The sequence below is a fragment of the Nocardioides ultimimeridianus genome (assembly GCF_054777895.1).
Genome location: NZ_BAAHAB010000009.1, coordinates 63,958 through 84,512, shown reverse-complemented (window position 1 = coordinate 84,512; position 20,555 = coordinate 63,958). Strand labels below are relative to the sequence as shown.

Here is a 20,555-nt window from a genome sequence, read left to right as displayed (position 1 = left end):
GGGAATTTGTTCGATTTCGGGGTACCGGAAATGTTCGAACAGATGTATCATGGAAGGTAGTTGATCAGTCCGTCTCGGGGAGCATGTCATGGTCGCAGGAACGGTGTCTTGGCACCCGATCCTTGCCTGCGCCCAAGCGCTGCAGAAGGAGCTCTCTGACGTCGCGGACATGCCGGCCGACTACCTCCGCACCCGCGACAAAGCCCAGTTCCTCACGGACCTCGCGCGAGTAGAGAGCCAGCTCGCAGAGCTGAAGCTCCGCGTCCTCGCCGCCTCCTCCGACGTTGCCGAGGAGCACGGGTCCCGCGACGCCGGGTGCTGGCTCGCCCACGCCACCCGCATCACCTCCTCCGCCGGCCGAGCCCAGCTCCGGCTGGCCGAGTCCCTCGAGCAGCACCCGCTCACTGCGGCCGCGATGCGCGAAGGACGGGTGAACGAGGCTCAGGCCCGGGTGATCGTCCGCTCGGTCGACAGGCTCTCCGACGCCGTCGACCACACGGTCCGGACCCAGGCCGAGCAGCACCTCATCGAGCTGGCCGCGATCTACGACCCCAAAGACCTTCAGGTGCTCGGCGCCAAGATCCTCGAAGTCGTCGCACCCGAGATCGCCGAGGCCGAGCTCGGCAAGCAGCTCGAACGCGAGGAGCAGGCCGCACGCGACGAGGTCGCGATCAGGATCCGGAAACGCGGCAACGGGATCACCCGCTGGATCTGCGACCTCCCCGACTCGGTCTCCGAACGAGCCCTCACCTACGTCGAAGCAGAGGACTCGCCCCGCGTCACCCAGACCCGCGCCAGGAACCGAGGCGAGGCGTTCTGCCGACTCCTTGAGTTGCTCGACCCGAAGCGGCTGCCCGACCACGGCGGCGACGCCACCACCGTCATGGTCACCATCCCGCTCGACGCCCTGGCCAAGGAGCTGGGCTCCGCGATGCTCGGCGAGATGCCGATCAGCGCCTCCGAGGCACGGCGGCTCGCCTGCACTGCGAAGATCATCCCCGTCGTCCTCGGCGGCAAGTCCGAGCCCCTCGACCTCGGCAGAGCCCGACGCCTCTACGAACCGCCCCAACGCAAGGCCATGCGCCTACGCGACAAGCGCTGTCGCGCCGAGAGCTGCTCGATCCCCGCAGCCTGGTGTGAGGCCCATCATTTGAAGCCTTGGTCGGAGGGCGGGAGGACCGATCTCGCCGACGGCGTCCTGCTCTGCAGTCACCATCACCACCGGGCCCACGACACCCGCTACACGATGACCAGGCTCGCTACCGGCGACTACCGGTTCCACCGACGGACGTAGGCGGGAGTCCGCCCGGCACCAGGTGCCGGGAGAACTCCCCGAAGAAGATCGCCCTCTCTCGCGGCCGCGAAGCGGCGGCGCGGGCGAAGCCCGTGCCGACTCCGCGCCGTTTCGCCGCCCGGTCGGGACCCCGGGTCAAGGACGCGAAGCGCCGCGCAGCGGGGCGAGCGAAGCGAGCATCCTTGACGCGGGGTGCCGGGCGGCTAAGGTGCGGCCGCCCCGACCAACCCCGAAGCAAGCAACAGCGGCGCCACCCCTCAAGCCCGCACCACCCCGAAGGCTCTCGGAGCGACCAGCCCCAGCACGCCGCGGGTGATGGCGTGCCCGGCGGCGGTGATGACGAAGAGGAGCAGGATCAGCCGGGGTGCGGCGTCCCAGGCCAGGACCTGACCGATGGTGTGCAGCGTTCCGGAGGGATCGGGCGAGCGCGACGGGGATCCAGGCCAGGAAGGTGTTCCACAACATCCAGTCGCCGCTGCGGTCGAGCAGCAGCGCGAGGGTGTGGAGGTGCGACATGGCGCCAGGGTAGGTCCGGCCCGGTTGGTCGCGGTGGCTAGCGTTGCGCCCGTGGCAGCCGGGGGAGCGATCGAGGCGATCGGCTTCGTGGGCTCCGCCGGCGCGGCGGTGATGTGGGTGCCCCAGGCCGTTCGGGTCCTCCGGCTCCGGCGGACGGGACTGCCGCTGCAGGGCGTCAGCCCGGCGTCGTACGCCGTCGCGATCGTGTTCAACGTGCTGCTGGCCTGCTACGGGCTGACCGAGCGGGCGGTGCCGGTCGTGGTGGCCGGCACCGTGAACCTGGTGTGCGCGGCCGTGATCGTCGGTGCGATCGCGCTGCCGCGCAGAGGTACGTCGTGACGGCGGCGCTCGGCTGGGCGGTCGGGATCCTCGACGTGGTGCAGTTCCTGCCGCAGCTGCGCCGCGCGCTGCGGCTGCGTCACGACCACGCCGCCATCCGCGACCTGAGTCTCTCCACCTGGACGATCGCGACGATCCAGGGCACCGCCTGGGTCGTCTACGGCTTCGCCGAGGGGCTGCTGCCGATCGCGATCCCCAACGTGATCATCACCCCGGTCTGCGCGACGCTGCTCGCGCTCCGGCTGCGTGCCTCAGCCGAGCGCCAGCCGGCCGGCGACGACCAGCATCGTCGCGGCGACGAGGAGCTCCAGGACTTGCCATGACCGGGGCCGGGCCAGCAGCGGCGAGAGCAGCCGCGCACCGAACCCGACCGTCGTGAACCACGCGATGCTGGCGAGCCCGGCGCCCGCGGCGAACCACCACCGCCCGCCTCCGATGGAGTCGTGCGTCGCGGCGAGCGTGCCGAGCAGCAGCACGGTGTCCAGGTAGACGTGCGGGTTGAGCCAGGTCAGCGCCATCGTCCGGCCGACGACCCGGCGCCGCGAGTCGGCCGAGCCGGCGAGACCGGCCGTCAGCGACTCCGGCCGGCGGGCCCGGACGAGCGCGCCGGCGGCGTACCAGACCAGGAACGCGACCCCGAACCACCGGGCTGCCTCGAGCAGCCACGCGTGCTCCTGCACGACGACGCCCACGCCCGCGGCGCCCGCGACGATGAGCACCACGTCGGAGAGGGCGCAGACGGTGACCACCGGTCCGACGTACGTGCGCAGGACGCCCTGCCGCAGGACGTGCGCGTTCTGTGCCCCGATCGGGATGATGAGGGACAGGCCGGTCAACAGGCCGGCGGTCGCGACGGTGATCACCCCGCCATTCTCGGGTCGGGATGCGATGAAGGCCAGCGAAGGTTCCTGCAGTATCTGTAGAGACGCTTAAGGTGAGCGAATGCGGTTCGACCCGGCCCAGCTCGAGACCCTGCTCGCCATCGTCGAGGAGGGGACGTTCGACGCGGCCGCACGCCGCCTGCACCTCACCCCGAGCGCGGTCAGCCAGCGCGTGCGCGCGCTGGAGGGCGCGGCGGGACAGGTCCTGCTGCGGCGTACGACGCCGGTGACCCCCACCGACTCCGGGGAGCCGCTCCTCAGGCTGGCGCGCCAGCACCGGCTCCTCGAGGACGAGGCGGTCTCCGCGCTCGGTGATGCCGCCGTCGTCGAGCTCGCCGTCGCGGTCAACGCCGACTCCCTGGCCACCTGGTTCCGCCCGGTCCTCGCCGCCGTGGCGGAGCGCGGCAGTGTGGCACTGCGCCTCCACGTCGAGGACCAGGCCTACTCCCACCAGCTGCTGCAGCGCGGTGAGGTCCTGGCCGCCGTCACCGCCGAGCCCGACCCGGTGCAGGGGTGCACCGCCGAGCTGCTCGGTGCCCTGCGCTACACCCCGGCTGCGGCGCCCGCGCTGATCGAGCGCCACCGCCGTGGCCGCGGCGTCGACCGCGCGGCGCTGCCGGTCGTGGTGTTCAACGAGAAGGACCACCTCCAGGAGGAGGGCGACGGGGCACGGCCCGCGGTGGTCCACCGGGTCCCGAGCGCGGCCGACTACTACGAGGCGGTCCGCTGCGGCCTGGGCTGGGGGATGCTGCCGCAGGGCCAGCTGGTCCCGGGCGTCGCGGCCGGCGAGGTCGCCCGGCTGCCGGGGAGCCGCCCGATCGACGTACCCCTGTACTGGCAGCGCTGGCGGCTCGGCACCGACGCGCTCGCCACCCTCACCGACGACGTACGCCGGGAGGCCCGGCGGGGTCTCAGGCGCGCGGCACCGACGCCGGATCCCCGGTGAGGACCCGCAGCGCCAGCGAGGTCGTGGCGTCGGTGTTGAGGTGCCCGACGACCCGCTCGACGCGGGCGATGTCCAGCGGCAGCAGCCCCGGCGTCCCGGGCACGTCGGGCGTGAGCCGCAGGTCGAGGTCGGTGCGCCCGGCCATCAGCTCCAGGTTGAACTCGTACGCCGCCCGCGCACCGTCCGCGCGGAGCCGGCGGACCACGGTCGCGCCCATCCGCCGCCCGCCGGTCTCGTCGGCCCAGGCGTCGAGGGCGGCGGCGACGGCCGCACCGTCGTTGTGTTCGACGTCGGCCCAGATGTCGGCCATCGGGCCGACCTCCGACAGCAGCGCCGCCGCGGTCTTCTCGCCGATCCCGGAGATCCCGGGCAGGTTGTCGCTGGCATCGCCGCGGATGGCCGCGAACTCCAGGTAGCGGTCGGCGGGCACGCCGTACATCAAGCGCAGCCGGGCGGGCGTGAGCAGCGGGGAGCCGTTGATGCCGCCGTCGATCAGCCGCAGCACGCTGGTGTGCGCGCTGATGTGGGCGAAGGAGTCGCGATCCGAGGTGATGATCACGCAGTCCCAGTCGTTGCGGACCGCCCACGCGGCGGCCGAGGCGTTGACGTCGTCGGCCTCGAGGCCCGGGGGAGTCAGCGTCGCCAGCCCGAGCGCGTCCAACAGCGCCCCGCAGCGGTCGAGCTGGTCGACGAGGTCGGCGTCCTTCTCGGCGCGGCCGGCCTTGTAGTCCGGGTACCGGTCGCGGCGTACCGACGCGACCCGGTCGTCGATCCCGAAGATCACCGCGTCGGGCGCGAAGGTGTCGATCGCCTCGATGATCTGGCGCAGCATGCCGTGCAGCGCCCAGGCGGGCCGCCCGCCACGGTCGCGCAGCCGGGTGTGGGCGCGGGCGTGGTGGTGGCGGTGCAGCAGCGACGGCGCGTCGACCGCGAGCAGCAGCCGGCGCGGGCGGGGGGAGGACGACATGGCGCCCGTGACACTACCGGGCGAGGGCGTCCAGGCCGTCCAGCGAGACGACGGCCAGGGGAGTGCCCTCGAGGCGTCGTACGGCGCCGTGAGCGTCGACGGGGTCCGCGTCCCACAGCCGCAGCAGTACGTCGAGCGGCTCGATCAGGTCGCCGCTCACGGCGCGCCCGGTGTTGCTGGTCAGGATCCGGCCGTGCTCGTTGACGATGGCGACGCGGCCGGAGCAGGCGCGCAGTGTGGGAAGCAGGAACCGCTCGGCCACGTGCACCTTCACGTCGCAGCCGGCGACCCCCAGGAACGTGTCGTCGACGACCACCGGCTCGGTGAAGGTGAGGGTGTAGTCCTCGGTGCACAGGTAGTCGACGTACGGGCCGGTGATGTGGGCGCGGCCGGTCTCCCGCGGCACGGTGTACCAGGGGAGGTGCTCGTAGTCGTAGAAGCCCATCGCCGTCGAGTCGGTCTGCACCACCAGGCGCTGCGGGCGGTCGTCGGGGTCGCGGGCGAACCACTCCAGCCACCACCGCGCGTCGTCGAGCGCCCCGACCGCGGCCACGAAGCCGCCGCCGTGGACCAGCCCACCGGGCTCGAGGCCGGCACGCAGGGAGTCGTCGAGGACCGCCAGGTCGCCGCTGCGCCGCGGGCCGTCGGTCGCGAGCGCGGCGTGAGCTCTGCGGGCGGCGGCCGTGACGAAGGCGACGGCGATGCCGGTGAGCTCGACGAGCCTGGCCAGCACCGCGTCGAGCTCGCCCACCGTCTCGGTCACGAGGCCTCCTTGCTGAGCTTGAAGTCGATGAGCCGGGCGGTCGCCTCGGCGACCCGCCGCTCGGCGGCCGCGCGGGCCGCCAGGGGGTCGCGGTCGGAGACCGCCGACACCAGAGCGTTGCACGTCTCGACCGTCTCCGCATGGCTGTCGTCGTCGCCGAACGCCAGCCACAGCAGGGTGCCGACCTCCGCCTGCAGCTGGATCTCCTCGCGGTAGAGCCGGGGCGACTGGGCGGCGACGGCCATCTCGATGCTGAACTGCGCGTCCGCGCGCCGGCGCAGCGCGGCGTCCGGCGCCTCTGCGAGCTGGGTCGCGACGCGTCGCAGCCGGGCGACGTCCTCGGTGCTCGCGCGCCGGGCGGCCAGCGCCGCGCAGGCGCCGGAGATGGCGGCGTACACATCGCCCAGGTCGCGCAGCTGCAGCAGCCCGAAGGCGGCGAGGCGCTGCTCGGCGAGCCGGGCCGCGACCTCGCGCGGCGCCTGCACGAAGCTGCCGCCGCCGCGACCGCGGCGGGTCACGACCAGCCCGTCGTGCCGCAGCGTCGCCAGCGCCTCGCGGATGGTCACGGTCGCGACGCCGAGCAGGCCGGCCAGCTCCATCTCGCCGGGGAGCTGCTCGCCGTCGGGCACCAGGCCGAGTGCGATCGCGTCCTTCAGCCGCCGGGCCACGAGCTCGGTGCGGCTCTGTGACTCCAGCGGTGAGAAGACCGCACCGGCGGCGCGGCCGTAGAACGGGATCGGCACGGAAGAAAGTGTGCCGCAGCTCTTGCACTTTGAAAACTGGTTTCATATGTTTTCTCAGCAACTGCTGTGAGGAGGCTGACATGGACGAGCACGAGACCGCCGAAGCGGTTCCGCCCGCGATCTCGATCCGCGGGGTCCGCAAGGCGTTCGGCGACGTGGTCGCGGTCGAGCAGATCGACCTGGAGATCGCCGACGGCGAGTTCTTCGCGATGCTCGGCCCGTCCGGGTCCGGCAAGACCACCGTGCTGCGGATGATCGCCGGCTTCGAGCAGCCCACGTCCGGCCAGATCCTGCTCAACGGACGGGACGTGACCGGAGTCCCGCCGCACCGGCGCGACGTCACCACCGTCTTCCAGGACTACGCGCTGTTCCCGCACATGAGCATCGTCAAGAACGTCGAGTACAGCCTGCGCGTACGCCGGATCGGCTCGGCCGAGCGCCGCAAGCGCGCCATGGAGGCGCTGGAGCTGGTCCGCCTCGACCACGTCGCGAACCGCAGGCCGCACCAGCTCTCCGGCGGCCAGCGGCAGCGCATCGCGCTGGCCCGCGCGCTCGTGTCGCGGCCCCAGGTGCTGCTGCTCGACGAGCCGCTCGGCGCGCTGGACCTCAAGCTGCGCGAGCAGATGCAGGTCGAGCTCAAGGCCATCCAGCGCGAGGTCGGCATCACCTTCGTCTTCGTCACCCACGACCAGGAGGAGGCGCTGACGCTCTGCGACCGGCTCGCCGTCTTCAGCGACGGCCGCGTCGAGCAGGTCGGCGACGCCCGGGCGGTCTACGAGAACCCGGTCAACCGCTTCGTCGCCGACTTCGTCGGCACCTCCAACGTGCTCGCCGACGGGGTCGCGACCGACCTGGTCGGGCGGGATGGCTCGTTCGCGATCCGCCCCGAGCGGATCTCGCTGTACCGGCCCGATGCCGACGCCGGCGTACGACGCACGCACGAGGGCACCGTCTCCGAGATCGTGTACGCCGGTGCGATCAGCCGGCTGCTCGTCGACGTCGGCGCCACCACGCTGACGGTGACCAGCCTCAACACCGACCCGACCACCTCGGCCCTCGTGCGCGGCGACCGCGTGCGGGTCGCCTGGAACGACGACGCGCTCCACGAGCTCGTCGGCTGACCCCCCACCCACCAGAGGAGAAGTCATGAAGTTGCGTTGGAAGGCGTGCGCCGTGCTCGGTGCCGCCGCCATGACCATGAGCGCGTGCGGGGGATCCTCGTCCACGGGCACCAGCGGCCTGAGCGTGCCGAAGATCGCGATGCAGTCCTCGATCGGCCAGGGTGAGGGCAAGCTCAACATCATCGTCTGGGCGGGCTACGCCGAGGACGGCTCGAACGACCCGAAGGTCGACTGGGTCACGCCGTTCGAGAAGAAGACCGGCTGCCAGGTGAACGCCAAGATCGGCAACACCTCCGACGAGATGGTCCAGCTCATGCAGTCCGGTCAGTACGACGGGGTCTCGGCCTCCGGCGACGCGACCCTGCGGCTGATCTACGGCGGCGACGTCGCCCCGGTCAACACCGACCTGGTGCCGAGCTACAAGACGATCTCGCCGTTCCTCAAGAACGGCTCGTGGAACTCGGTCGGCGGCCAGATGTACGGCATCCCGCACGGCTGGGGCGCCAACGTCCTGATGTGGAACAAGGCCGTCGTCAAGCAGGCCCCGACCTCGTGGTCCTCGGTGTTCGCGCCGGACGCCTCGCTCAAGGGCAAGGTGACGGCGTACGACAGCCCGATCTACATCGCGGACGCGGCGCTCTACCTGATGAAGACGAACCCCTCGCTCGGCATCAAGGACCCCTACTCGCTGACCCAGGACCAGCTCAACGCCGCCGTGGATCTGCTCAAGCAGCAGAACGCCAGCGTGGGCGAGTACTGGTCGGACTACACCAAGGAGGTGCAGTCCTTCGACTCCGGTGAGAGCGCCATCGGCACCTCCTGGCAGGTCATCGCGAACACCATCGACGGTGGTGGCAAGACCCAGGTCGGCACCACGATCCCGTCCGAGGGTGCGACCGGGTGGTCGGACACCTGGATGATCTCCTCGAAGGCCGCCCACCCCAACTGCATGTACGAGTGGATGGACTGGATCACCTCGCCCGAGGTCAACGCGCAGGTCGCGCAGTACTTCGGCGAGGCGCCCGCCCAGGCCAAGTCGTGCACGCTGAGCGCGGCGGACAAGGCGTTCTGCGCGCAGTACCACGCCACCGACGCGACGTACGCCGCCAACATCCACTACTGGACCACGCCGCAGAAGCAGTGCGTGGACGGCTCGGGCGACAACTGCACGAGCTACACCGACTGGGTCAACGCCTGGCAGCGGATGAAGGGCTGATCGATGTCTGACGTCGCGCAGGGGCGGGGGCGGCTCGCGCTGCTCCTGCTCCCGCCGATGGCCTGGTTGGTGATCGCCTACCTGGGCTCGATGGCGGTGCTCCTGGTCAGCTCGTTCTGGGGAGTGAACGACTTCACCGGTCACGTGGAGCACGTCTTCACGACGGCGAACTTCACCAACCTGTTCAGCGACCCGTTCTACCGGACGATCACGCTGCGCACGATCGGCGTCGCGCTGCTGGTGACCCTGATCGACGCGGCGCTGGCGGTGCCGATGGCGCTCTACATGGCCAAGTTCGCCTCCCGCCGGATGCGCCTCGCGCTGGTCGTGGCGGTCACGACGCCGCTGTGGGCGTCGTACCTGGTCAAGGCCTACGCCTGGCGCGGGCTCCTCGCGCCGGGTGGCCCGGTGGACTGGGCGACGCCCGGCCAGCTCCACGGCTACGGCCTGACCGCCACGGTGATCACGCTGTCCTACCTGTGGCTGCCCTATATGATCCTGCCGGCGTACGCCGCCTTCGAGCGCGTCCCCGACTCGCTGTCCGAGGCCAGCCAGGACCTGGGCGGCACCGCCTGGGGGACGGTACGCCGGGTGGTGCTCCCGCTGGTGTTCCCCGGCATCGCCGCGGGGTCGATCTTCACCTTCTCGCTCTCGCTGGGCGACTACATCGCGGTGCAGATCGTCGGCGGCAAGTCGCAGCTGCTCGGCAACGTCATCTACGGCCAGCTCGTGACCGCCAACGATCAGCCGATGGCGGCGGCGCTGGCCTTCGTGCCGCTGGTCGCCGTGCTGCTCTACCTCGGTGCGCTGCGGCTCACCGGCCAGCTGGAAGGGGAGTCGTCGTGAAGTCGGCTGCGATGCGGTGGACCACCGCCGTGTGGACCGTGCTGGTCCTGCTGTTCCTGTACATCCCGCTCGCGTTCGTGGTGCTGAACTCCTTCAACACCTCGCGCACCTTCGCCTTCCCGCCGACGGGCCTGACGCTCAGCTGGTGGCACGAGGCGGCGCACAGCTCGGGGGCCTGGCACGCGCTCGGGGTGACGGCGATCGTCGGGATCTGCTCGACGGCGATCGCGCTGGTCCTCGGGACGCTGGCGGCCTTCGCGTTGCAGCGGCACCGGTTCTTCGGGCGCCAGCCGATCAGCCTGCTGATCACCATGCCGATCACGCTGCCTGGCATCGTCACCGGCATCGCGATGGGCACCACGTTCACCTCGGTGCTGGGCTGGACCCTCTCGATCGGGACGGTGATCATCGCGCACGCCACCTTCTGCATCGTCGTGGTCTTCAACAACGTGCAGGCCCGGCTGCGGCGGATGGGGACCCGGCTGGAGGAGGCGAGCTCGGACCTCGGCGGCCGCGGCTGGCACACCTTCTTCATGGTGACGCTGCCCGGCCTGCGCGGTGCGCTGCTGGCCGGCGGCCTGCTCGCCTTCGCGCTCAGCTTCGACGAGATCGTGGTCACCAACTTCACCCTCGGTGCCTCGTCCAAGACGCTGCCGCTGTGGATCTTCGACAACCTGTTCCGCCCCAACCAGGCGCCGGTCATCAACGTGGTCGCCGCGGTGCTCACGGTGGTGGCGGTCATCCCGGTGTGGATCGCGCAGCGGGCGGCCGGGGACGACGCGGCGACCCGGATCTGAGGGTCGGTGGCGCTCAGCCCCGGGGCGGTACGACGATCCGGGCGACCATCGCCGCGAGGCCGCGTCGTGCCAGCAGGCCGCACAGCACCGCTCCGGGAAGCTCCAGGGCCAGGGCCATCACGATCGCGGCGCTGCGCTGGCCGCCCGGGTGGGACGTGAGGACGTCGAACCAGGCGTCCACGATGAGCATCGTCGCGCAGGCCGTGGCGGTGAGCACGACGTGCGGGTCCCGCTTCGCGGCGAGCCATCCGGTGCGCGCCAGGACCAGGATGAGGAACAGGTCGTAGCCGACCCAGGCGCCGCGGTAGTGGTAGGCCACCGAGTGCATCGGGAGCGATGAGGCGAGGTAGACGTCCCAGGGGATCAGCAGCGCCGCGACGCCCAGGTAGAGCCGGGGGACCCAGCGCCCGGCCCAGGAGCGGTGCGTGGTCACGCGCGCGTCACTCGCCACGACGGCGAACCTACCGCCGTGGCGAGTGACCTCGTCGGAGGCGCTGTCAGCAGGAGCCCGAGCCGCTGTCCTCATAGCTCAGCGCGGAGGCGTCCTGGCCGGCTCCGGCGAGGGCCGGCTTGTAGTCCCAGCTGTAGCCGCTCGGGCCGAGCTCGAGCTTCATCACACCGAAGCCGCCGGCGTACGCCGTCACGACGTTGGGGTTGGCCCAGGCGCCCGGTGTGCCGGCGAGGGAGTCCAGGCCCTCACCTCCGGTGCCGACGACGAACTCCGGGATGCCGTTGGCCGGGTCGGGGTTGCCGGCCGGGTCCATCGGCTGCAGCCGGGCGTAGGCGTGCTCGTGGCCGTTGAGGACCAGGGTGGCGTTGTTGGCATAGAGCAGCTTCCACCAGGCGTCGGTCATGGCGCCCTCCTTGCCGCCGGCGCCGGGCGCCGAGGCGGGGACGGTCGCGGTCGCGGCGGTCGTCGCGCTGAACGCCGGCTGGTGCCAGTAGGCGATGGTGCACGGCCGATTGTTGTCCGCGAGGTCCTGCGCGAGCCACGTCGTCTCCCGGGTGAGGAGGCCGCCGTCGGTAGTCGAGCAGTCGTGCTGGAACGCGGCCGAGTCGCACTCGGCGTTCAGCGAGATGACGTGCCAGTTGCCCAGGTCGTAGGAGTACCAGCCCTGCCGGTCGGCCGTGTCGTCGCCGGCCTGGCCCTGGGGGTACGGCGAGCCGGACTGGTCGTGCCCGTTGAAGTAGCCGTAGTAGCCGGTGCCGTTCTGGGCCGCCTCGTTGTCGCCCTTCTTGGTGTAGGCGTAGTACTCGTGGTTGCCCGGCGCGGGCCGCTCGAGCATCTTCAGCCCGCCCCAGGCCTGCTCGAAGGACTGCTCGAAGTCGCTGAGCTTGCCGACCTGGTACTGCTCGTCCCCGAGCAGCGCGACGGCGTCCGGGTGCATGTCGGTGGCCTGCTTCGCGGTGGCGAACTCCGCGCTCAGCCCGCCGAGGGTCGGGCTGCCGCACTTGAGGGCGGCCGGGGTGGTGGCGTTCTCCGCGTCGTCGGGCTCGCACGCGATGTCGCCGACCACGGCCATCGTGTAGGTCTTGGCCTGCGGCTGCGCGTAGGGCCAGTCGTTGTCGTCGTGGGGGCGGTTGAGCGCGACCGCGACGCTGGCGGTGCCGGCGAGGGTGATGCCGGCGACGACCGCTGAGAGCCTGGTGATCCGTTTCATGGGCCTGTGCTGTCCTTCCTGTGGCCACGGTGGCCGGGCGGAAACTACTGCGGGAGCGGCACGCCGCGGCCCAACGTGGGATGCACCCTCGATGAACTCATCGGGATGTACCGTCGGGCCGTGCAATCCACCGCAACCGCGCGCGTCTCCGCCAGCCCCGCCGCCGTCTGGGCCGTCCTCTCCGACCATGAGGGCATGTCGAAGTGGGGCCCGGGCATCCGGGTCACGCTGGAGCAGGAGGGTGCCGAGACCCGCAACGGCGTCGGAGCCGTACGCCGGATCAGCGCGCCCGGCCCGATGCCGGCGATCGTGGAGGAGATCACGGCCTTCGAGCCCGACCGCGTGCTCGGCTACAAGGCCCGTGCCGGCGTACCGCTCAAGGACTACTCGGGCGAGGTGCGGCTGGCTCCGCACGGCGACGGCACCGAGATCTCCTACTCGGTCTCCGCGCACGGCAAGCTGCCCGCGCTGGACCGGATCGCCACCCAGGCCATCGCCTCCGCCCTGCTCGCCGCACTGGTCCGGGCGGTCAAGAGGGCCTCCTGATCGGCCCCTGGCCGATCCGCCCATTGACGGGCCGCCCGGCGAGGGCGACGCTCGGACCATGAGCGCCACCCTTCCCGCTGAGCTGAGGTTCCGACTCGAGCAGGCCGTCGGGCCGATCCCCGACCCGTGCGACCTGCCGCTGCCCCCGATGGGGCTCTCGGTCGACGACGAGCGCGAGCAGCGCAAGCGCGATCTCGCCGTCGCGTTCCGGGTCTTCGGCAAGCTCGGGTTCTCCGAGGGCGTGGCCGGGCACATCACCGCACGCGACCCGGGCGATCCGGACCTGTTCTGGGTGAACCCGTTCGGGATGAGCTTCAACCAGATCCGGGTGAGCGACCTGATCTGCGTCGACCACACCGGACGGGTCACCCACGGCACGAAGCCGGTCAACCGGGCCGCGTTCGTCATCCACGCCCAGGTCCACGCCGCCCGCCCGGACGCGGTGGCCGCCGCCCACGCTCACTCGCTGCACGGCAAGGCCTTCTCCTCCCTCGGCATCCCGCTGGCGCCGCTGACCCAGGACGCCTGCGCGTTCTTCGAGGACCACGGGCTCTTCACCGAGTACACCGGTGTGGTCTACGCCGAGGAGGAGGGCAAGAAGATCGCCGCCGCCATCGGGGACCACAAGGCCGCGATCCTGATGAACCACGGCCTCATCACGGTCGGCTCGACCGTGTCCGCCGCGGCCTGGTGGTTCGTCACGATGGAGCGCTCCTGCCAGGCGCAGCTGCTCGCGATGGCGGCCGGCACCCCGCGCGAGATCGACCGCGAGGCGGCCCTGGTCGCGCGCGACCAGGTCGGCAGCGACGACGCGGGCTGGTTCCAGTTCCGGCCGCTGTGGGAGCAGGTCGTCGCGACCCAGCCCGACGTGTTCGACTGACGGGTGCCCTAGACTTCGAACATGCGTTCGGTGTCGGTCGGCGGGCAGGACCCCCTGCCGTTCGCCGCGCCGGAGCGCTCCGCGATCGACCGACCCGTTCCGGTACGCCGCCGGGCGGCCGGCCGCGCCGAGCATGAGGACTCGCCGCCGTCGTACCGGCTGGGTGCGGAGCTGGTCGCCACCCGCGGCTGGCCGGCCGGCACCGAGGTGCTCGTCGACCCGGCGCTGCGGCCGGCCCGCGGCGACGTGATCGCCGTGCGCGAGCAGCAGCGGGTGCGGGTCGGGGTGTTCGACCGCCGCTTCGGCCGGTCCGTCCTGGTGACCGATCGCGGCGTCGGCTGGATCGGTCCCGCGGCCGAGATCCTCGGCGTGGTCACGGTGGTCGGCGCCGCGCTGGAGGGGATGCCCGACCCGCTCGCCGATTGAGTCGCACCCCTCTGGGATGCTGGGCCACTCACGTCGTACCAGCAGGGCCGGGGGAGGTCGGAGTTGAGCGAGATCGCGGGCGAGCTCGCGCGGGTCAGGAGCGCCTTCGCGCAGCCCACCCTGATGCTGCTGCACCAGCGCCAGGCGCCCGTGGTGATCACGATCTTCCGGGCCGCGTTCGGCCGCAGCAACAGCCCGATCCCGACGGCCCGGCTGCACACCCAGGTCGAGGAGCACCTCGCCGGGATCCGGCTCGCCGGCGAGGACGTCCCGTCGGGCACCGGCCGGGAGATCTGCCAGCGCTGGATGCGCGGGCAGTGGCTGGTGCGCTCCATCGACGAGGGCGGCCGCGAGGTCTACTCGCTGACCTCGCACGCCCAGCAGGCGCTGGAGCTGGTCAAGAACCTCACCCGCGACCGGGCCACGCTCAGCGAGCACCGGATCGCCACCATCCTCAGCACCGTCCGGCGCTTCAACGCCGAGGCCAACCCCGACCGCACCGCGCGGGTCACGATCCTCAACGACGAGATCGCCCGGCTCACCCTCGAGCGTGACCGGCTGGTCGACGGCGAGGAGCTCGTCGGCGCCACCGAGGACTACATGCTCGAGGGGTTCACCGAGCTGCTCTCGCTGATCTCCGCGCTGCCCAGCGACTTCGCGCGGGTCGAGGAGCGCTTCGCCCAGATCCGCGGCGAGATCCTCGCGGCCTTCCGCGCCGAGGAGCGCCCGGCCGGTGAGGTGATCGACGACTACCTCGCGCGTGCCGATGCGCTGATGACCGCCACCCAGGAGGGCCGGGCCTTCGAGGGCGCCTTCGCGCTGCTCCGCGACGACGCGCTGGTCACCCAGCTGCGCGAGGACCTCACCGCGCTGCTCGAGCACCCTTTGTCGGACCGCATCCTGGGCGACGCCGACCGCACCGAGCTGCGCGGCACCGTGCGGCTGGTGCGCGACGGCCTGGACCGCGTGCTCTCGCAGCGCTCCCGGGTCACCGCGACGCTCAAGGAGTACATCGTCTCCCACGACGCCGCCCGCGACCGCGAGCTGGAGCAGACCCTGCGCCAGGTCGAGTCCGAGCTGATGACCTGGGTCGCCGCGACGGGCCCGCGGGCGACCCACGACGTCGCCCTGCTGCCCGCCCGCGCGGGTGTCGAGCACCTCCGCGAGCGCTTCTACGACCCCGCCGACGACATCCCGCCCGAGCGCATCACCGTGCCCGATCCCGACGAGGCGCCGGCCCTGTCGCTGGCCGAGCTCAAGCAGCACGGCGGCCCGCAGCTGGGCGACCTGCGCGACCGGCTCGACCGGGCGCTCGCGGGGCTGACGCCGCCGGGGTCGCTGGGCGCGCTGTTCGGCGAGCTGGAGCCGTCGCTGCGGCGGCCGGTCGAGATCTTCGGCCTGCTCCACCTCGCAGCGGCCCGCGACTGGGTCGCGGGGGAGGCGACCGAGCCGTACCCCGCCGTACGACCGGACGGGACGCTGCGGACCTTCGCCGTCCCGCGTACCGAGCTGCCCGACCCCGACCTGAGCGGTCCGACCGAGGAGAGCAGGGACCATGTCTGACGTCGACGAGCTGGACGAGATGGACCGGATCGAGGAGTACGACGACCTCGAGCCCGTCGAGGAGTACTCCGTGTCCCTTTTCGAGGGCGACGAGGGCGGCCTGGACCTCGCCCAGCGGCAGGTGCTGGTCACCCTGCTCAAGCAGCGCTTCATCAGCAGCCGTACCCACGCGCGCGACTGGCAGGTCCTCGTCGAGCACGAGCGGGTGATCCGCTCCCGGCTCAACGACCTGTTCCTGGACCTGATGATCGACCCGCACCGCGAGGTCGCCTGGAAGCGGCAGGCCGTCTCCGAGACGGGGAGCCGCTTCCCGACGTTGCTGTACGACGCCAGCTGGACCCGCGAGGAGACGCTGGTCCTGGTGCACCTGCGCGACCGGCTGCGGGCCGGTCTCGCGGCCGGCGAGGCGCGGGTGTTCATCGACCGCGAGGACATCGTCGCGCACGTGGAGACCTTCCGTCCGCGGCACGCGACCGACGAGGCCGGCGACGAGAAGCGGGCGCGGGCCGCGGTGCTGAGCATCGTCAAGGCCGGCCTGCTGATCGGATCGACGACCGACGAGCGCTACGAGATCAGCGAGGCCATCGAGCCGCTGATCCCGCTGGAGCTGCTCCAGGAGCTGCTGGCCTCGCTGCAGGCCGCGAACGCCACCGACGGTCCCGAGCCGGCCGAGCCGGACGCGGACCTGTTCGAGGAGCCGGCCCCGGAGCCGGCCGAGGAGGATCAGCGATGACCGACGTGACGATCGACCGTCCCGACACCGACGAGGCCGGCGGGCTGTTCGACGAGCAGGCAGTCACCACGCCGAGCGACGACACGGCGCAGTGGCGTGCCTCGGTCCTGCAGCTGGTCAACTGGGGCGGCTTCGGCGGCGTGACCGTCGTCCCGCTCGGCGGCGACACCACCATGATCTCGGGCGCCTCCGGCGTCGGGAAGAGCACCATCCTGGACGCCTACACGGCGCTGATGATGCCCTCGGACACCAAGTTCAACGGTGCCTCCAACGACGCCGTCGCGGGTCGCGCCCGCAGCGCGGGCCAGCGCAACCTGCTGTCCTACCTGCGCGGTGCGGTCGACGTCGTCGACGACCCGCGGACGGGCCGGCCGGTCGAGCAGCTGCTGCGCGGCAAGGGCGGTGACACCTGGGGCGCGGTGGCGATGACCTTCGTCAACGACACCGGCGGCCGGTTCACGGCTCTGCGCACCTACTACGTCCCGCGCCGTGCGGCGCGGTCCAGCGACGTGGCGATGACGCTGCTCAGCCTCGACGGCGCACTCGACCTGGCGCTGCTCGAGGCGGCCGTTCCCGATCGGCTGCACGCCACCACGATCAAGAAGCTGTTCCCGGGCATCCGGGTGCACCGCACGTACGCCGAGTTCGCGGCCGTCCTGCACGCCCGGCTCGGCATCGGCGCGAACGGCGACGGCGCCAAGGCCCTGCGGCTGCTGGCCCGGATCCAGGCGGGCAACCAGGTGCGCAGCGTCGACGAGCTCTACAAGGACATGGTGCTGGAGCGCCCGGCGACGTACGCCGCCGCCGACCGTGCCGTCGAGCACTTCGACGACCTCGACTCGGCGCACACCGCGATGCGCACCGAGCAGCAGAAGCTCGAGGTGCTCGAGCCGATCAGCGACCTGCAGCGCCGCAAGGAGCTCGCCGTGAAGCGGGCCGCCGAGCTGGACGCCTTCGGGGTCACGCTGACCGGCGACACGCCGCTGCAGCTGTGGCTGCTGCGTACCCACCAGCGGCTGCTGCGCACGGCGGTGGTCGAGAACCGCGCCGAGCACGGCCGCATCGTCGACGAGCTCGGCTCGGTCCGGCTCGCCGAGTCCCAGACCGCCGGCGACCTCGACGCCGCCAAGGACGCCCACCGTGCGGCGGGCGGCGGCGACCTGCAGGCGCTGGCCGCCCAGATCGAGTCCGAGCGGATCGTCCGCGAGGAGCGGGGCTCGCGGCTGGCCGAGCTCGAGGAGCGCGTCTTCCCGCTGGTCGGGCTGACCGATGCCGACGTACCGGACCTGGAGACGGCCCTCGACACCGCCGCCGGGTTCGCCCAGCTCCAGGAGCACGCCCGCAAGCGGCTGGAGGGCTTCGCCGCCCAGCAGGCCGAACTGCGCGCGCGGCGCGACGAGGTGCGCGACGGCCTGGTGCCGCTGAAGTCGGAGCAGGCCGAGCTGCGCAGGGAGCGCGCCTCGCTGGAGAGCCGCGCCGGGCGGGTGCCCGCCCCGCTGCACGAGCTGCGCACCCACGTCGCGCGTGCGGTCGGGATGGACCCCGAGGACCTGCCGTTCGTCGCCGAGCTGATCGACGTCGCGCCGGAGGAGGCCCGGTGGCGCACGGCCGTCGAGACCGTGCTGGGCGGCTCGGCCCGGCTGATGCTGGTGCCGCTGCACCGGCTCGCCGAGTTCTCCGCGGCGATCGACGGGCTGCAGCTGCGATCCCGGCTGACCTTCCAGGGCGCCGAGCTGGACCTGCCCGAGTCCGGGCCGCAGGACCCGGAGCGGATCGCCGGCAAACTGCTGTTCAAGGACTCGCCGTTCGCCGGCTGGGTGCAGGCGCACGTCAGCGAGTCCGCGCGCAACGCGCTGTGCGTGGAGACCAGCGCGGGCCTGGACGGCCCGGGCTACCGCGTCACCCTGGCCGGTCAGACCCGCAGCGGGCACCGCGGCTCGCACGGGCGCAGCGACCAGCGCAACATCATCGGCTTCTCCAACGAGGACGCGATCGCCGAGCTCGATGGCCAGCTGGCGCGGATCGAGGCCGAGCTGGAGCGTCTCGACGCCGGCCTGGCCGAGCTGGACCGTCGTGCGAGCGTCCTGGAGCAGCAGCGCAAGGCGTACGACGCCATCGCGATGGTCCGCTTCGACGACGTCGACGTGGTCGGCAGCGAGCGCCGGATCGCCGACATGGAGCAGCGGCGCGACGACATCCTGTCCGCCGACGACCAGCTGCAGGTGCTCCAGCAGCAGATCGACGACCTCGGTGCCGAGCTCGAGGCGGTGCGCCAGCGGCGCTTCGCCCTCGAGCACCGCCAGCGCGAGGTCGGCGCCGCCCACGGCGAGCTCGTCGACTCCGAGGACACGGTCGGCGACCGTCTCGCGGCGATGGAGGACGCCGGCCGGGTCACGCTGACCGAGGAGCAGAGCGCGGCGCTGGCGACCGAGCTCGCCGCCGCGGTGGCCCCGGCCGATCCCGAGGACCTCGACCGGTTCCACGAGCACTCCCAGCGGCTGCAGGAGCGGCTGCGGGGCGCGGTCGGCGACTCCGAGCAGGAGATCGTCCGGGTCGACGAGGAGCTCGTCCGGATCTTCGGCTACTACAAGCGCACCTGGGACTCCCCGAACCTCGGCGCGACCGTCGACTCCTACCCGGACTACGCGCGGATCCTGGACGAGATCCGGAGCAAGGGCCTGGCCGACCGGCGGGCCGAGTGGCGCCGCCGGCTCACCGAGTGGAGCGGCCAGGACCTGGTCCCGCTGCTCGGGGCGATGTCGCAGTCGATCGAGGAGATCGAGGACCGGCTCGGGCCGATCAACGACATCCTGCGGCGCCTGGAGTTCGGTGCCACCGGTGACCGGCTGCGGATCCGCCTGCGTCGCCTGGCCCCCGCGCACGTGCAGACCTTCCTCAAGGACCTGCGCGCCCTGTCGTCCTCATCGACCACGAAGCTGGCCGAGGAGGACCTGGAGAGGCGGTTCGCCGACCTCAGCCGGTTCATGGCGCAGCTCCGCCCGACGGCGCCGGGAGCCGAGGGTCCCTCGGACCGCGACCGGCTGCTCGACGTACGCCGACACGTGGAGATCAGCGCCGAGCGCTACGACCCGCTGACCGGCGAGCTGCGGGCGACGTACCGGACGCTGGGGGAGAAGAGCGGCGGGGAGTCGCAGGAGCTGGTGGCCTTCATCGTCGGCTCTGCGCTGCGCTTCCGCCTCGGCGACGAGATGCGCTCGCGTCCGCGGTTCGCCCCGGTCTTCCTCGACGAGGGATTCGTCAAGGCCGACGCGGAGTTCGCGGGCCGCGCCGTTCAGGCATGGAAGGGCCTGGGCTTCCAGCTGGTGGTCGGCGTGCCGCTCGACAAGGTGACCGGCCTCGAGCCGCACATGGACGAGCTGCTGGCGATCACCAAGAACCCGTCGACCCACCAGTCCTGGATCACTCCGATCCGGGACGCGTGACGGCGGCCTCGTCGGCGTCGTTGTCGACGTTCCGGGCGCTCGTGAAGCGCCCGAGCCGGGCCACGTCGGCGTCGAGGGCGGGCAGGATCTCGGGGACCAGGCGCAGGACCGGGAGGTTGCCGGCGGCGGAGTTGAGGGCGACCCGGTTGATCCCCAGACCCCGCACCCAGCCGGGGCAGTAGACCTTGCGGGCGCGCTTCTCGATGCCCTTCACGAAGGCCGCGACGCAGGACTCGACGTCGGTGGTCTTCCCGAGCGGCGGGGGCAGCTTCTTGAGCAGCTGCTGGAACGCGGGCAGGTCCGACTTGGCGTCCTGCACGAGCGGGGTGTCGATCCAGGACATGTGCGCGCAGCCGACGTCGACGCCGAGGTGCTTGACCTCGAGGCGCAGGCTGTTGGCGAAGTGCTCCACCCCCGCCTTGCTCGCGTGGTACGCCGAGAGCCCGGGCGCCGCGACGAAGGCAGCCAGCGACGACACGACGAGGAAGTAGCCCTTCGACTCGATGAGTGCGGGCAGCGAGGCGTGGGCGGTGTTGAAGACGCCGGTGATGTTGATGTCCACGACCCGCTGGAAGGCCTTCGGGTCGGTGTTGAGGACGCTTCCGTAGCTGGCGATGCCGGCGTTGGCCAGCACCGCGTCGATCCGCCCGAAGCGCTCCAGGGCGGTGGACACGGCGGCCTTCATGGCGTCCACGTCGCACACGTCGGCCACGATCCCGATCGCGTTGCCCGCGCCGAGGCCGGCCACGGTCTCGTCCAGCGCCGCGCGGTCCAGGTCGGTCAGGACGACCCGCGCGCCGCGGCGTACCAGCTCGGCGGCGACGGCCGCTCCGACCCCGCGTGCGCCGCCGGTGATGAGTACGACCTGGTCCAT

The 20,555-nt window shown here is 71.9% G+C and carries 21 protein-coding genes; 14 read left to right on the top strand and 7 right to left on the bottom strand.

The genetic code is table 11. From position 1 onward, the window contains the following. The first annotated feature begins 88 nt into the window (after nucleotides 1–88). The 3 genes from ACYU8V_RS09025 (at nucleotide 89) to ACYU8V_RS09015 (ending at nucleotide 2,472) form a co-directional block, all read left to right on the top strand. The gene (locus ACYU8V_RS09025; RefSeq protein ID WP_460846784.1) at nucleotides 89–1,294 is read left to right on the top strand and encodes an HNH endonuclease signature motif containing protein; all 1,206 of its coding nucleotides are present in this window, start codon (nucleotides 89–91) and stop codon (nucleotides 1,292–1,294) included. A gap of 567 nt (nucleotides 1,295–1,861) precedes the next feature. Beyond that, complete coding sequence (locus ACYU8V_RS09020; RefSeq protein WP_460846781.1) at nucleotides 1,862–2,149, top strand: hypothetical protein; 288 nt, start codon at nucleotides 1,862–1,864, stop codon at nucleotides 2,147–2,149. Next, the gene (locus tag ACYU8V_RS09015) at nucleotides 2,146–2,472 is read left to right on the top strand and encodes a SemiSWEET family sugar transporter (protein WP_460846780.1); all 327 of its coding nucleotides are present in this window, start codon (nucleotides 2,146–2,148) and stop codon (nucleotides 2,470–2,472) included. The genes ACYU8V_RS09020 and ACYU8V_RS09015 overlap by 4 nt, the downstream gene beginning before the upstream one ends. On the opposite strand, the gene ACYU8V_RS09010 is transcribed toward ACYU8V_RS09015, so the two are convergent. Further along, nucleotides 2,401–3,012, bottom strand: a complete 612-nt coding sequence (locus ACYU8V_RS09010) for a LysE/ArgO family amino acid transporter (protein WP_460846779.1) — start codon at nucleotides 3,010–3,012, stop codon at nucleotides 2,401–2,403. The two genes, ACYU8V_RS09015 and ACYU8V_RS09010, sit on opposite strands and share 72 nt — an antisense overlap. A 79-nt stretch (nucleotides 3,013–3,091) precedes the next feature. Here ACYU8V_RS09010 and ACYU8V_RS09005 point away from each other — a divergent pair, with 79 nt between their 5' ends. Beyond that, complete coding sequence (locus tag ACYU8V_RS09005) at nucleotides 3,092–3,976, top strand: ArgP/LysG family DNA-binding transcriptional regulator (protein ID WP_460846778.1); 885 nt, start codon at nucleotides 3,092–3,094, stop codon at nucleotides 3,974–3,976. Here ACYU8V_RS09005 and ACYU8V_RS09000 read toward each other — a convergent pair. Genes ACYU8V_RS09000 through ACYU8V_RS08990 form a run of 3 tightly spaced genes read right to left on the bottom strand, consistent with a single transcriptional unit; the run spans nucleotide 3,942 to nucleotide 6,449 of the window. Further along, nucleotides 3,942–4,943, bottom strand: a complete 1,002-nt coding sequence (locus ACYU8V_RS09000; RefSeq protein ID WP_460846776.1) for a 5'-3' exonuclease — start codon at nucleotides 4,941–4,943, stop codon at nucleotides 3,942–3,944. The genes ACYU8V_RS09005 and ACYU8V_RS09000 overlap by 35 nt on opposite strands. A 13-nt stretch (nucleotides 4,944–4,956) precedes the next feature. Next, complete coding sequence (locus ACYU8V_RS08995) at nucleotides 4,957–5,706, bottom strand: PDC sensor domain-containing protein (protein WP_460846775.1); 750 nt, start codon at nucleotides 5,704–5,706, stop codon at nucleotides 4,957–4,959. Then, entirely contained in the window at nucleotides 5,703–6,449 is a 747-nt protein-coding gene (locus ACYU8V_RS08990) for a FadR/GntR family transcriptional regulator (protein WP_460846773.1), read from the bottom strand. Before ACYU8V_RS08990 ends, ACYU8V_RS08995 begins: the two co-directional genes overlap by 4 nt. A gap of 80 nt (nucleotides 6,450–6,529) precedes the next feature. Between ACYU8V_RS08990 and ACYU8V_RS08985 the strand changes: the two genes are divergently transcribed. From ACYU8V_RS08985 to ACYU8V_RS08970, 4 genes are read left to right on the top strand one after another with little or no spacing between them, the layout of a single operon-like run. Beyond that, a complete protein-coding gene (locus ACYU8V_RS08985) occupies nucleotides 6,530–7,570 on the top strand; it encodes an ABC transporter ATP-binding protein (protein WP_460846771.1) in 1,041 nt (346 codons plus the stop codon). A gap of 25 nt (nucleotides 7,571–7,595) precedes the next feature. After that, nucleotides 7,596–8,786 carry an ABC transporter substrate-binding protein gene (locus tag ACYU8V_RS08980; RefSeq protein ID WP_460846769.1) on the top strand — a complete coding sequence of 397 codons (1,191 nt, stop codon included), beginning with the start codon at nucleotides 7,596–7,598 and terminating at the stop codon, nucleotides 8,784–8,786. Between the two features lie 3 nt (nucleotides 8,787–8,789). Next, nucleotides 8,790–9,632: an ABC transporter permease gene (locus ACYU8V_RS08975; RefSeq protein ID WP_460846767.1), complete on the top strand. Its 843-nt coding sequence runs from the start codon at nucleotides 8,790–8,792 to the stop codon at nucleotides 9,630–9,632. Further along, entirely contained in the window at nucleotides 9,629–10,429 is an 801-nt protein-coding gene (locus ACYU8V_RS08970) for an ABC transporter permease (protein WP_460846766.1), read from the top strand. Before ACYU8V_RS08975 ends, ACYU8V_RS08970 begins: the two co-directional genes overlap by 4 nt. Nucleotides 10,430–10,442: 13 nt before the next feature. On the opposite strand, the gene ACYU8V_RS08965 is transcribed toward ACYU8V_RS08970, so the two are convergent. Next, complete coding sequence (locus tag ACYU8V_RS08965; protein WP_460846764.1) at nucleotides 10,443–10,880, bottom strand: hypothetical protein; 438 nt, start codon at nucleotides 10,878–10,880, stop codon at nucleotides 10,443–10,445. 46 nt (nucleotides 10,881–10,926) lie between these two features. Beyond that, a complete protein-coding gene (locus ACYU8V_RS08960) occupies nucleotides 10,927–12,090 on the bottom strand; it encodes a metallophosphoesterase family protein (RefSeq protein ID WP_460846763.1) in 1,164 nt (387 codons plus the stop codon). Nucleotides 12,091–12,210: 120 nt separating this feature from the next. Here ACYU8V_RS08960 and ACYU8V_RS08955 point away from each other — a divergent pair, with 120 nt between their 5' ends. From ACYU8V_RS08955 to ACYU8V_RS08930, 6 genes are all read left to right on the top strand, one after another. Then, a complete protein-coding gene (locus ACYU8V_RS08955) occupies nucleotides 12,211–12,636 on the top strand; it encodes an SRPBCC family protein (RefSeq protein WP_460846762.1) in 426 nt (141 codons plus the stop codon). A 58-nt stretch (nucleotides 12,637–12,694) separates the two neighbouring features. Continuing rightward, nucleotides 12,695–13,516 (top strand): class II aldolase/adducin family protein, encoded by an 822-nt coding sequence (locus ACYU8V_RS08950; RefSeq protein WP_460846760.1) that lies wholly within the window; start codon nucleotides 12,695–12,697, stop codon nucleotides 13,514–13,516. Nucleotides 13,517–13,537: 21 nt separating this feature from the next. Next, complete coding sequence (locus tag ACYU8V_RS08945; RefSeq protein WP_460846759.1) at nucleotides 13,538–13,942, top strand: hypothetical protein; 405 nt, start codon at nucleotides 13,538–13,540, stop codon at nucleotides 13,940–13,942. Between the two features lie 63 nt (nucleotides 13,943–14,005). Next, complete coding sequence (locus ACYU8V_RS08940; RefSeq protein WP_460846758.1) at nucleotides 14,006–15,505, top strand: DUF3375 domain-containing protein; 1,500 nt, start codon at nucleotides 14,006–14,008, stop codon at nucleotides 15,503–15,505. Next, nucleotides 15,498–16,238, top strand: a complete 741-nt coding sequence (locus tag ACYU8V_RS08935; RefSeq protein ID WP_460846757.1) for a DUF4194 domain-containing protein — start codon at nucleotides 15,498–15,500, stop codon at nucleotides 16,236–16,238. Before ACYU8V_RS08940 ends, ACYU8V_RS08935 begins: the two co-directional genes overlap by 8 nt. After that, entirely contained in the window at nucleotides 16,235–19,681 is a 3,447-nt protein-coding gene (locus tag ACYU8V_RS08930) for an ATP-binding protein (protein WP_460846755.1), read from the top strand. Before ACYU8V_RS08935 ends, ACYU8V_RS08930 begins: the two co-directional genes overlap by 4 nt. Here ACYU8V_RS08930 and ACYU8V_RS08925 read toward each other — a convergent pair. Beyond that, on the bottom strand, nucleotides 19,659–20,555 hold the full coding sequence (locus ACYU8V_RS08925) for an SDR family oxidoreductase (RefSeq protein ID WP_460846753.1): 897 nt from the start codon (nucleotides 20,553–20,555) through the stop codon (nucleotides 19,659–19,661). The genes ACYU8V_RS08930 and ACYU8V_RS08925 overlap by 23 nt on opposite strands.

Bases quoted from the DNA above. Each gene is read 5' to 3' on its own strand.
- ACYU8V_RS09025 (WP_460846784.1), top strand. From the start codon at position 89: ATGGTCGCAGGAACGGTGTCTTGGCACCCGATCCTTGCCTGCGCCCAA.
- ACYU8V_RS09005 (WP_460846778.1), top strand. From the start codon at position 3,092: ATGCGGTTCGACCCGGCCCAGCTCGAGACCCTGCTCGCCATCGTCGAG.
- ACYU8V_RS09000 (WP_460846776.1), bottom strand. From the start codon at position 4,943: ATGTCGTCCTCCCCCCGCCCGCGCCGGCTGCTGCTCGCGGTCGACGCG.
- ACYU8V_RS08985 (WP_460846771.1), top strand. From the start codon at position 6,530: ATGGACGAGCACGAGACCGCCGAAGCGGTTCCGCCCGCGATCTCGATC.
- ACYU8V_RS08980 (WP_460846769.1), top strand. From the start codon at position 7,596: ATGAAGTTGCGTTGGAAGGCGTGCGCCGTGCTCGGTGCCGCCGCCATG.
- ACYU8V_RS08975 (WP_460846767.1), top strand. From the start codon at position 8,790: ATGTCTGACGTCGCGCAGGGGCGGGGGCGGCTCGCGCTGCTCCTGCTC.
- ACYU8V_RS08960 (WP_460846763.1), bottom strand. From the start codon at position 12,090: ATGAAACGGATCACCAGGCTCTCAGCGGTCGTCGCCGGCATCACCCTC.
- ACYU8V_RS08950 (WP_460846760.1), top strand. From the start codon at position 12,695: ATGAGCGCCACCCTTCCCGCTGAGCTGAGGTTCCGACTCGAGCAGGCC.
- ACYU8V_RS08945 (WP_460846759.1), top strand. From the start codon at position 13,538: ATGCGTTCGGTGTCGGTCGGCGGGCAGGACCCCCTGCCGTTCGCCGCG.
- ACYU8V_RS08935 (WP_460846757.1), top strand. From the start codon at position 15,498: ATGTCTGACGTCGACGAGCTGGACGAGATGGACCGGATCGAGGAGTAC.
- ACYU8V_RS08930 (WP_460846755.1), top strand. From the start codon at position 16,235: ATGACCGACGTGACGATCGACCGTCCCGACACCGACGAGGCCGGCGGG.
- ACYU8V_RS08925 (WP_460846753.1), bottom strand. From the start codon at position 20,555: ATGGACCAGGTCGTACTCATCACCGGCGGCGCACGCGGGGTCGGAGCG.